The organism is Deltaproteobacteria bacterium (assembly GCA_016874755.1).
GTDB lineage: Bacteria > Desulfobacterota > Binatia > UBA9968 > UBA9968 > DP-20.
The window spans coordinates 23,377-33,278 of the sequence record VGTH01000055.1; the positions used below are offsets into that span (position 1 = coordinate 23,377).

At 55.9% G+C, this 9,902-nt stretch carries 11 protein-coding genes; 6 read left to right on the forward strand and 5 right to left on the reverse strand.

Annotated elements, in window-relative coordinates; genetic code table 11:
* The first annotated feature begins 2 nt into the window (after nucleotides 1-2).
* Nucleotides 3-419 carry a pyridoxamine 5'-phosphate oxidase family protein gene (locus FJ145_23605; protein ID MBM4264398.1) on the forward strand — a complete coding sequence of 139 codons (417 nt, stop codon included), beginning with the start codon at nucleotides 3-5 and terminating at the stop codon, nucleotides 417-419.
* A 102-nt stretch (nucleotides 420-521) separates the two neighbouring features.
* Here FJ145_23605 and FJ145_23610 read toward each other — a convergent pair whose 3' ends face one another.
* Nucleotides 522-1,631, reverse strand: coding sequence for an S-(hydroxymethyl)glutathione dehydrogenase/class III alcohol dehydrogenase (locus FJ145_23610; protein ID MBM4264399.1), 1,110 nt, complete (start codon nucleotides 1,629-1,631; stop codon nucleotides 522-524).
* Between the two features lie 204 nt (nucleotides 1,632-1,835).
* On the opposite strand from FJ145_23610, the gene FJ145_23615 reads away from it, so the two are divergent.
* On the forward strand, nucleotides 1,836-2,513 hold the full coding sequence (locus FJ145_23615; protein MBM4264400.1) for an NIPSNAP family protein: 678 nt from the start codon (nucleotides 1,836-1,838) through the stop codon (nucleotides 2,511-2,513).
* A gap of 165 nt (nucleotides 2,514-2,678) precedes the next feature.
* On the forward strand, nucleotides 2,679-3,803 hold the full coding sequence (locus FJ145_23620) for a quinone-dependent dihydroorotate dehydrogenase (GenBank protein ID MBM4264401.1): 1,125 nt from the start codon (nucleotides 2,679-2,681) through the stop codon (nucleotides 3,801-3,803).
* Here the strand turns inward: FJ145_23620 and FJ145_23625 are convergent.
* Nucleotides 3,800-4,390 carry a hypothetical protein gene (locus FJ145_23625; protein MBM4264402.1) on the reverse strand — a complete coding sequence of 197 codons (591 nt, stop codon included), beginning with the start codon at nucleotides 4,388-4,390 and terminating at the stop codon, nucleotides 3,800-3,802. The two genes, FJ145_23620 and FJ145_23625, sit on opposite strands and share 4 nt — an antisense overlap.
* 259 nt (nucleotides 4,391-4,649) lie before the next feature.
* Between FJ145_23625 and FJ145_23630 the strand changes: the two genes are divergently transcribed.
* A complete protein-coding gene (locus FJ145_23630) occupies nucleotides 4,650-5,141 on the forward strand; it encodes a 6-pyruvoyl tetrahydrobiopterin synthase (protein ID MBM4264403.1) in 492 nt (163 codons plus the stop codon).
* 281 nt (nucleotides 5,142-5,422) lie between these two features.
* On the opposite strand, the gene FJ145_23635 is transcribed toward FJ145_23630, so the two are convergent.
* Entirely contained in the window at nucleotides 5,423-6,433 is a 1,011-nt protein-coding gene (locus FJ145_23635; protein ID MBM4264404.1) for an extracellular solute-binding protein, read from the reverse strand.
* A 110-nt stretch (nucleotides 6,434-6,543) separates the two neighbouring features.
* On the opposite strand from FJ145_23635, the gene FJ145_23640 reads away from it, so the two are divergent.
* Together FJ145_23640 and FJ145_23645 are read left to right on the forward strand one after the other, a co-directional pair.
* Complete coding sequence (locus tag FJ145_23640) at nucleotides 6,544-7,587, forward strand: ornithine cyclodeaminase family protein (GenBank protein MBM4264405.1); 1,044 nt, start codon at nucleotides 6,544-6,546, stop codon at nucleotides 7,585-7,587.
* 33 nt (nucleotides 7,588-7,620) lie between these two features.
* A complete protein-coding gene (locus FJ145_23645) occupies nucleotides 7,621-8,166 on the forward strand; it encodes a hypothetical protein (GenBank protein MBM4264406.1) in 546 nt (181 codons plus the stop codon).
* 88 nt (nucleotides 8,167-8,254) lie between these two features.
* Here FJ145_23645 and FJ145_23650 read toward each other — a convergent pair whose 3' ends face one another.
* Both FJ145_23650 and FJ145_23655 read right to left on the reverse strand, forming a co-directional pair.
* Nucleotides 8,255-8,911 carry a type II toxin-antitoxin system HipA family toxin gene (locus FJ145_23650; GenBank protein ID MBM4264407.1) on the reverse strand — a complete coding sequence of 219 codons (657 nt, stop codon included), beginning with the start codon at nucleotides 8,909-8,911 and terminating at the stop codon, nucleotides 8,255-8,257.
* A 76-nt stretch (nucleotides 8,912-8,987) separates the two neighbouring features.
* Entirely contained in the window at nucleotides 8,988-9,281 is a 294-nt protein-coding gene (locus tag FJ145_23655) for a helix-turn-helix transcriptional regulator (GenBank protein MBM4264408.1), read from the reverse strand.
* Nucleotides 9,282-9,902 lie beyond the last annotated feature (621 nt).

A 9,902-nucleotide genomic window follows, 5' to 3' on the forward strand; every position in this document is an offset into this window, starting at 1 on the left:
CGATGATCAAGTTAACCGATGATATGCGTAAGATGATCGACCCGGCACTGGAAAATGGTTGCCCTTGTATTTTGGCCACGGTTTCCGGCGACGGCGAGCCGGACATCGGCTACAAAGGCAGCATGCTGGTGTTCGACGATTCGTCGCTCGCCTACTGGGAGCGCACGCGCCGGGTGCATCTAAAAAATGTTCAAGAAAATCCCAAAGTGATCGTGCTGTTCCGTGACGCCAAGACCAAAGTTGGCCTGCGTTTCCACGGCAAAGTCGAGATCCATGAAAAAGACGCGCTGTGGGAACAGGTGATGGCGCGCACTGTGAAAGAAGAGTTGGACAAAGATCCCGAGCGCAAAGGATTGGCGATGATCATCCGGCTCGACAAGGTGACCAATATGGGCGGACAGGTTTTGATGTCGCGCTGAACCGTTATTGTTTCGAGTTTCGGGTTCCGTGTTTCGGGTTAGGCAGCTGAAGCGAGCTTCACCCCAGAACCGGTACCCAAAACGTTGCGGTTCTACTCGTGATCAGAAGCTGATCACCGAGCGAATGCTCTTGCCGGCGTGCATGAGGTCGAACGCGTCGTTAATCTTTTCCAGCGTCAAGCGGTGTGTGATCATCGGGTCGACTTTGATTTCGCCTTGCATGTAGCGGTCGACGTAACCCGGTAATTGCGAGCGGCCTTTGACGCCGCCGAAGGCGGTGCCGCGCCAGACCCGACCGGTGACCAATTGAAACGGCCGGGTGCTGATCTCTTCGCCGGCGCCGGCGACGCCGATGATGGTCGCCTCGCCCCAGCCTTTGTGGCAACACTCCAGGGCCGCGCGCATGGTTTTGACGTTGCCGATGCATTCGAACGAATAATCGACGCCGCCGTCGGTCATGTCGACGATGACTTCCTGAATCGGTTTGGTGTGCTCGCTGGGATTGATGAATTCGGTCGCACCCAATGATTTCGCCATGGTGAATTTATCCGGATTGGTATCAATGGCAATGATCCGCTCGGCTTTGGCCATCGTTAAACCCTGAATGACGCTGAGGCCGATGCCGCCCAGGCCAAAGACTGCAGCGATGGAACCGGCGCGAACCTTTGCAGTGTTCAAAACCGCGCCGATGCCGGTGGTAACGCCGCAGCCGAGCAGGCAGACTTTGTCGAGCGGCGCGGCAGGATTAATTTTGGCCACGGCGATTTCCGGCAGCACGGTGTATTCCGAAAAAGTCGAAGTGCCCATGTAGTGCAGAATCGTCTTGCCTTTGACTGAGAAGCGCGAGCTGCCGTCGGGCATGAGGCCTTTGCCTTGGGTCAAACGAATCGCGCCGCAAAGATTTGTCCGGCCGGATTTGCAGAACTTGCATTCGCCACATTCGGGAATGTAGAGCGGAATCACGTGGTCGCCGACTTTGATGCTTTTCACATCGGCGCCAACTTCGACGACGACCGCGCCGCCTTCATGGCCCATGATCGCAGGGAAGAGTCCTTCGGGATCTTTTCCGGAAAGCGTGTAAGCGTCGGTGTGGCAAACGCCAGTCGCTTTGATTTGCAATAAGACTTCGCCCTTCCTGGGGTCGGCAACCTCGACTTCTTCAATGACCAGCGGTTTGCCCGCCTCCCAAGCCACAGCAGCGCGCGATTTCATGAAGCCTCCTCGGGATTTCTTCGATTATGAAAAGTTTTTAACAGATTCGCGGTTCGTTGTGAACGTGCTTGTCTCGTCGGGGGTGTCGGGCGAGGTGGAACCCTTCCGGAGCGAAGGCAACAGGGCATCGCTCCGCTCGCCGCCGCTCCTCCAGGGTTTCAGCTCGCCCGACGCGCGGAACGGCTGGAATGACGATGTTTCCGGATGGTTGCAATCGTCAATCTGTTTGTGGGAAGGATAGGAAAATTTCACAAGGGGGATAAGCCTATGTTTCTCGAGATGCGTACATACGTGTTGAAGCCCGGCATGACCAACGATTTTGTTGCAGGCTTTGCCGAAGGGTTGCCGGCGCGCTTGCAATTTTCCAAGCTGTTGGGACTTTTCTGTTCGGAAGTGGGTGGCCTCAATCGGGTGACCCATGTCTGGCCCTATGAAAGCTTCGAAGCGCGCGAGAAGATTGGCGCCGAAGCACGCAAAACCGGCAAGTGGCCGCCGAAAGTGCAGCATCTTATTCTCACACAGGAAAACAAGATCGTTCAGCTGGCGCCCTATTCGCCGCCCTTGCCGGAAAAAAAGATGGGCGAGATTTATGAGTTCCGCACCTACACCTATCAACCAGGTTCGATGCCAACCGTTTTCGAGCGCTGGAGCAAAATCATCGGCGAGCGCACTAAAGTCTCGCCGTTGGTGTTCGCCGGCCAGACGGTCATCGGACCGCTCAACCAATACATTCACGTCTGGGCCTACAAAGACGCCGGTGAGCGCGAGCGGCTGCGGGCGGAAGCAATGAAGCTGCAGGGCTGGCCGCCGGCAACCCGTGAGCTCTTGGTTGCGCAGGAGAATACCGTGATGACGCCAGCCCGGTGCGCGCCGTTTGTTTGATCGGCAAAAGTTTCGGCCTAGTTACACTCGTTACAAAGGGAGAGCCAGATGGCTCTCCCTTTGTTTTTGCTCGGCTTTTGAAATTTGAGATCTGAGATTTGAGATTCCGAGCGTAAGCGCGGACAAGAGCTGGAACTGCGAGAAAATTTCGGCTACATCGTTGCCATGTCTTTTTTTTATCAATCGATCATCCGTCCTTATTTGTTCAGCAAAGATCCCGAAGAGAGTCACGAAAAAATTCTGCGCATTCTCGGTCGCTGCGAGGGGCTTTCTGATTCGCTGGATTTGATTTATCGCGTCGACGACACGCGGTTAAACGTGCAAATCGGCCCGCTGAAACTTGCCAATCCGGTGGGACTTGCCGGCGGCTTCGACAAAAATGCCCTGGCACCCAAGACCATCGCTTCTTTTGGTTTCGGCTTTATGGAAGTCGGCGCGATTACCGCGCAAGCGCAGCCGGGCAATCCCAAGCCGCGTTTGTATCGCCTGCCGGAAGACTTGGCGTTGATCAATCGGCTCGGCTTCAACAACGAAGGCGCTGGGGCGATCGCCGGCAAGCTGGGGCGCTTGCGGGCGCGCGGCGCCTGGCCGAAGATTCCGCTCGGCATGAACATCGGCCGCACCAAGATCGTCGAGACCAAAGACGCGGTGGCGGATTTTCTCTCGTGTTTTGAAAGGCTATTTGCGCACGGCGATTTCTTCACACTCAACGTCAGCTCGCCCAACACCCCCAATCTGCGCGATTTGCAGGAAAAGACTTTGCTGCGCGATTTGCTCACCGCCGTGCAGGAGAAGAATAACACGCTTGCCGGCGCGGCGAAAATCTCACCCAAAGCGGTGTTTGTGAAGATCGCCCCCGACATGGAGTATTCGCAAGTCGATGAGATTCTTCAGGTGCTCGCAGACACCAAGCTCACCGGCGTGGTTGCGACCAATGCCACGGCGTTTCACCGCGAAGGACTGAAATCGGTCAATGGTCCGGAGCCGGGCGGTTTGAGCGGGCGGCCGATCACCGATTTGGTGACGAAATTTATCCGCCACATTTATTCGCAGACGAAAGGAAAATTCCCCATCATCGGTGTTGGCGGTATCTTTGACGCCGAAGACGCTTGGGAGAAAATCAAAGCGGGTGCGAATGCAGTGCAAATCTATACGGGCTGGGTTTACGAGGGGCCAGGAACTGTTAAACGGATCAATCGGGGCTTGTTACGGCTCATGGAGCGGGACGGCTTCAAACGGGTCGCCGACGCGGTGGGCAGTGGCGCCGGCGGCGATAAGGCGCATCACTAATTCAATTCTTTTGAAGCTGCGGTTGGCGCTTGCTGCTTGGGGTCGGCGGATGAAAGCGCGTCGTTCCATTCTACCGATTCGGTATTGTCACGATATTTGTCTAGCAAAATACTTTCCTGTTGATCGCCCTTGAGCTTAATCAGGTCGGGAAATAGCTCGCGGTGAAACAGCCGCGGGCCGCGTCTTTCGTGAGATCCTGCGAAGTCGGCCGCGACAATCCAGCCGTTGGTTTTGTGGAAACGCTCGATCAGCGTGTCGATCAGCGGCAGGTCTATTATTCGCTCGCCGCCCATGAACATGACACCGTCGCTGGCTGGATGGACGGCCCAGAGTCCGGCAATGAGCGAATGCGACTTGCTGCGATCGGCACCGTAGTCGACTAGCCAGAATAGCTTGTCATGGTGCAGCGCTATGTGCGGGCGAATCTGCGCCAGATCGCGCACCACGCAGATCACTTCGTCAAGGTGGGAATTGACGGCGTTTTCCAACACCCATTGCAGCAGCGGTTTGCCGCGCGCGGGTTGCAGCAGGCGTTGCGAACCGGAGAGCTCAACTCGGTCCGCAGCAAGGACGACAGCGGAAATCATAGAAAGAGTTCCATGCGATAATCGCTTGCAGACTGTTCATCGAGGGATTCGGCTGTCTGTCTCTCTTCCTGAGCACTGGCTCGTCCGTGGGTTCTTGTCGATATGGTCGCTTCAATTAGCGTGTTCGTCCACTAGTTGCAAGCAAATTCAGCAGAAAAGAAAAAAACTTTGAGAGGAAAGCCACAATCAATAGCTTAACGCTCAAGGCTTGACGCTGATTTTATTGCAAGCGCTTGCGCTTTTGGGTAACGTCCGAACCATGTCACGCACGTTCAGTATCGAAGTTGCCAAGGATTATTTTAATTTCGCCTCGGCGCATTTTTTGATATTCGCCAACGGCCAACGCGAGCCGCTGCACGGCCACAACTATCAAGTGGGCGTTAAAATCGAGGGCGAGCTCGATCGTGCCGGCGTGGTTTTGGATTTTATTACGTTTAAGCCGATGGTCAAAAAAATCTGCGACTCGCTCGACCATCGCACGATGATTCAAACCGAAAGCCCGATCATCCAGGTGCGCAAACGGCCCAAAGAAATCGAAGTGCGCTACCGGCAGCAAAAAATAATCTTACCCAGGCAGGATGTGATTCTCCTGCCGCTTGCCAACACCAGCACCGAGCTGCTCGCCGAGCATGTTGCCAACCAAATCCGCCGCCAGGTGAAGCAAAAGTTTCACGGCGCCAAGCTGCGCAGCATCGAAGTCGGCGTCGAAGAGGCGCGCGGCCAGCGCGGCTATTTCAAAGGCGAATTCTAGAGCCTAGTGTAGCTTTTCGTACCTATAGTTGAGAATTTGCGCAGCTTGCGCAAACCTTAGTTGCGGACAATAATTTCGATCTCACCACGAAGCGCACGAAGGACACGAAGTTCGGAAAAACGTATACTTCTTCTCTTAGCTTCGTGATCTTCGTGGCCTTCGTGGTGAAAATTTCCTCTCCGAGTTTTGCGTCTTTTGCGCTTTTTGCGGTCAAATCTCTTATCCGATTCGATTGCGGCTGCCGCGCTGGGTGTTTTGTGGTTAGTTCTTCAGGACGTTGGTTACTTGCCGATGGCAAAGATCTGGCGCATCTCCTCGCGCAGCTGTTTGAACTCCTCGGCGCTTGGCTCTTCCATAAAAATTGTGCGTTGCGGCACCTGATCGGCACCCGCAAACGCTGGCGCGACTTGCGGGTAGAGGACAAACTCGGCGATGTCAGCCATCGCCTTCTGACCTTCGAGTGAACAGATGTACTCAATATAGAGCCGCGCGGCGTTGCTGTGCGGTGCTTTGCGGTTCACTCCTAGATAGTTCACGTCGGCGAGATATTTGTTGAGCCGAGCGTAGTCGATCGGCCCTTTGTGCTGGCCGACGTATTTTAAGTAAGTCAGCCCAAGCGCCGCTTCGCCTTTGATCACGGTGTTGACGATGGGCGCGAACGACTCGACAAAGAACGGCTGCTGTTGCGCCAAGCTCTTGGCGAAATCGCGCCACTTGATGCCCTCGTAGGTGTCTAAGTCGTTGAGAAATTGCGCGGTTGTCGTGTGGCGCGACGGGTCGGGGATGGTGATTTTGCCTTTCCATTTCGGCAGCAGTAGATCCTGCAGGCTCTTGGGCGCTTCCTCTTTTTTGACCATCGTCGTGTTGTAGAGAATGCTGATCGGGTTGAAGCGCCAGGGAGTCAGCAGCTGATCGGCTTCGAGAAACTGTTTCGGATACTTGGCGGCGGAGGGGGGCTGAAACTTCGCGAAGATGCCTTCGGACTTGAGAATATACTGCGGTCCTTTGTTGCCTTCGACGACGTCGAAGGGCGCCGTGCCGACGCGCCATTCATTCAACGCGCGCTCTAAAATACCAGTCGCCGAGGCGCGCCAGTACTCGACTTTGATGCCATATTTTTTCTCGAACGGCTCGTTGATGACTTTCATAGTTTGCGGTGGCACGGCGGCGTAGACAATGACTTTGCCTTCTTTCTTGGCGGCTTCAATATCTATGGCTTGGGCCAACAACTTTGCCGGCACAACCAGGCCGAGCAGAAAAGCCAACAACGGTAGCGAATTCCAAAACGCCATGAATCGGGCCTCCCAGCAATTTTTTGCGACGATATGCACGCGGGACTAGCTTGTCAACGCCGTTTCTCTCATAGTAACTGTCAACTTGTACCGACGTAAGGAGATCACGAATGCCATTTCTGGTTCGCGCCGAAGAGGTCACCGGTTTGTTGACGATGGAAGCGGCGATCGACGCCGTCGCAGCGGGCTTTAGCGAGTTCGGCCGCAGCCCCGAGCTCAATGCGCCGCGCCGGCGCATCACCACACCCGACGGCGTGCGCGTGAGCGTGCATCCCGGCGGCGTGCCGGCCTTGGGTGGCATCGGTGTGCTCGCGCACGCCGAGCATGTGGCGGTGTCAAAAGAAGTGCAGACCTATCACAACATGGGCGGGCCGGTGACCGTCTTGTTCGACACCAAAGATTCCTCGCTGATGGGGATCGTTGTTGGCCGCATCGGTGTCGCCGAAATCGAAGCCGAGCGGCCGACGCCCATGCGCACCTCGGCCACCAGCGCAGTGGGCACGCGCTGTCTGGCGCGCGAGGATGCCAAGACCCTGGGTATTCTCGGCGCCGGCAGCGAAGCGAAGTATCACTTGCTGGCTTTTTCTAAAGTGCGCCAGTTCGAGACCGTCAAAGTCTTCTGCCGCACCGAGAAAACCCGCCACGAATTTTGCCGCATGATGGAAAAACTCGTGCCCTGCACGATAAAACCGGTGGCCAGCGCCAAAGAAGCGGTGGAAGATTGCGACGTGGTGCTGACGGCGACCAACTCGAATGTCGCGGTGTTTGACGGCGCCTGGCTGTCGCCGGGAACCCATGTGACTTCAATCATGGGCGGCAACGTCGGCTTGGTCAAAGCCGGCATCGCACAAGTGAAGCGGCGCGAGCTCGACGACACCACGATCCGCCGCAGCGACGTGATCGTGGTCAATTCCCTCGAACAAGCGGTCCAGGACGAGCAGGGCGATCTTTATGATCCGGTGCAAGCGGGATTTCTAACCTGGGAGCGCGTCGGAGAGTTGGGGGCGCTCTTGAACGGGAAAATTGCCGGCCGAACCGGCGCGCAGCAGATTACCTTATTCAAGAACAACGCCGGTCAAGGTATCGCCGACGTCGCGGTGGCGACGAAGGTGTTCAAACTCGCGCGCGAGAAAGGGCTGGGGATTGAATTCTAGACGCATGACGCTGTGGCAGCAGCAAGTGGCTTTATGGCGAGCCTTCTGTTTTCCCGAACGTGGCGAGTCGCAGTCCTTGTCCTCGTTGCGTTGCTCACGGCCGGCACTTACCTGAGGTTTGTCGGCTGGCAGCATCCGCTCGCCAAGTACATCGGCGCTTACAAACATCGAGTCAATACGCTCGGAGAATATATCCGGTACCAGTTAAATCCAAAGCGGTTTTACGACGAGCACAATGCCACAGCCCTGAGCGTTGACTGCGAGCGCATCCGCGATGAGTTGGTGAAGCTGACTCAATCGATCATCTCGCCTGAGCTTTCGACATCATCAGAGACGGTCGTTTGGCGCGAGGGACGCACGCTGCATCTCGGCGATCGCGGCGTCACCGGCAGTGAAGCATTCGCCGCCTGGAAGAATCAGATATCCAAACTAGCTACGACCCAGCACTCGCGCGAGGCGGGCCACTACGGAACTCTGCTTCAATCGCTATTCGCATCGGTGACCATACACGGCGGCAATGCCGGTGAAGACTTCAGTGTGGCGACCAAAAAAGACGGCGAGCTCGAGGTGTGTGGGTGATTCGCACCGATGCTTCGAACAAGTTGAAATCGTTTGAAGCTAAAAGTCGATTTGACCCTATTTCGTTGAGCCTGCTCGGCGCCGCCGATTATAGCGCGAACATGCGCGCGCACTTATCAGAGTGGGCGCTGAGGCGATCGGTCAGCCGATCCAACACCCTGTGCTTGATCCCCGATTCTTTAAGCAGCTTTCGGACGGTCTGCGCCTCGTGTGGCAATCTGCCGGCCATCTCGGAGACCCGCCGGGCGATTTCCTGCTTGTCTAGATGGAGTTCATCCGAGAGCTTCTCCCAGCTTCGTGCAGTTATATCCCGAAGCCGATACTTGCCTACCAGCTTCATCGCGAGCTTGAGTTTCAAAGGGTCGAATTCGCTGTAAGGTAGGACGCTGGCCAGGTCGTAGAGTGGTGCGAGACGGACGCGACCGCCTGCGCCGATCAGGATCGAATAGTTCTTTGCGTGCGCATCGGTGCCAGCCACCAGCCAGTTAAAGGCGACGGCGTCGATGAAGGTCTGGAGGTCCTCTCTGGGGGCGCCGGAATTCTCTCGCAGGAAATCAACTATTCGCCTGACACTCGGCCCGCCTTCATTTTCGTATTTCTTGGTGGGTGGAACCGCGAAAGCCTGACACATGTCTTCCTGATGGATACGAACGATTCTGTCATCGATGACGCGACGGTCGTAGCGCTCGACCACAAAAGCGACCTGATCGCCGAAGCGCATAACCGTAGATGATGCGACCGGCATCCCGAGGGCGCGTGCGAGTGGTCCTGCCGCACGCGGCCGACTTCACGCTCGGAAAGTAGGACAACTAATTCGCCGCTCACGGTTTCGGCCTCTTTGCGTTTTCGATGATGGCATCGATATCGACGGACTGGATCTCACGGCCGCTTCGTCGGCGCGCGGCAACTCCACTCTCGACCGACAAACTAAGGCCGAGGGCGTCGAGCGTTTTGAGAATGAGGCCGATTTCCGCCCGCGGCTTGCCACGCTCGACCTCAAGAACCCAGCGTCGATTGACGCCTACCTTCTTGGCTAGTTCGGCTTGGCCAAGCCTCTGCTTTTTCCGTTGGTCGCGGATCAATGCGCCAATGTCTTTGGCTGTGCGGATTTGCATGGCTACCCTTATGTCACCGTTCGATCACATTCTCTCATTGTTACCGAACGATCACAAGCAGAAAATGTGACCTTTCACTCACATGTTGCCAAGGTGATCGATCGCGCACATAGGGCTCCCGGCGTTGTCGGGATTCGGTCAGTCTATTAGGAGCCCGGCCTAGGGAAAATATCCATTTGCGCAAAATTGTGGACGTCGAATAGTATCTGCAGCAGCTTTCAGATCCATCGACGAGTTCAAGGAACCGGAACCACGCTCGCGTTCATAGCGCGCGGCGAAAGCAAACGAAGACAATCAGCACACAGGAGGCAACAGATGCGCCATAGATGGTTATCCCCCTTGCTTATCAGCGTCACATCCTCGATTGGATTTTCTGGTGGTTTAGCAGCCGCGGAAAGAACGTTCACACTTGAGGAGGCGACGATTGCCGAAGTTCACGCGGCGGTGGCGGCCGGAGCATTGGCGCTTTAGATCCTCTTAATTCAACCATGCAGGCCTGAACATCCCGCTGAAAATTTCAAGCGAAAAACGTAATACTCCAGCTCTGCTCGTAGATTATTTCAATTTTTCTTACTGACTGATTTTTTCGGCATTCGTATTTGCGTTTTAAGCGACGATCTC

Excerpts from the sequence above, each read along its gene's own strand:
- FJ145_23620 (MBM4264401.1), top strand. The coding sequence starts at position 2,679 with ATGTCTTTTTTTTATCAATCGATCATCCGTCCTTATTTGTTCAGCAAA.
- FJ145_23650 (MBM4264407.1), bottom strand. The coding sequence starts at position 8,911 with ATGCCGGTCGCATCATCTACGGTTATGCGCTTCGGCGATCAGGTCGCT.
- FJ145_23655 (MBM4264408.1), bottom strand. The coding sequence starts at position 9,281 with ATGCAAATCCGCACAGCCAAAGACATTGGCGCATTGATCCGCGACCAA.
- FJ145_23640 (MBM4264405.1), top strand. The coding sequence starts at position 6,544 with ATGCCATTTCTGGTTCGCGCCGAAGAGGTCACCGGTTTGTTGACGATG.
- FJ145_23635 (MBM4264404.1), bottom strand. The coding sequence starts at position 6,433 with ATGGCGTTTTGGAATTCGCTACCGTTGTTGGCTTTTCTGCTCGGCCTG.
- FJ145_23610 (MBM4264399.1), bottom strand. The coding sequence starts at position 1,631 with ATGAAATCGCGCGCTGCTGTGGCTTGGGAGGCGGGCAAACCGCTGGTC.
- FJ145_23615 (MBM4264400.1), top strand. The coding sequence starts at position 1,836 with ATGGTTGCAATCGTCAATCTGTTTGTGGGAAGGATAGGAAAATTTCAC.
- FJ145_23605 (MBM4264398.1), top strand. The coding sequence starts at position 3 with ATGATCAAGTTAACCGATGATATGCGTAAGATGATCGACCCGGCACTG.
- FJ145_23625 (MBM4264402.1), bottom strand. The coding sequence starts at position 4,390 with ATGATTTCCGCTGTCGTCCTTGCTGCGGACCGAGTTGAGCTCTCCGGT.
- FJ145_23645 (MBM4264406.1), top strand. The coding sequence starts at position 7,621 with ATGGCGAGCCTTCTGTTTTCCCGAACGTGGCGAGTCGCAGTCCTTGTC.
- FJ145_23630 (MBM4264403.1), top strand. The coding sequence starts at position 4,650 with ATGTCACGCACGTTCAGTATCGAAGTTGCCAAGGATTATTTTAATTTC.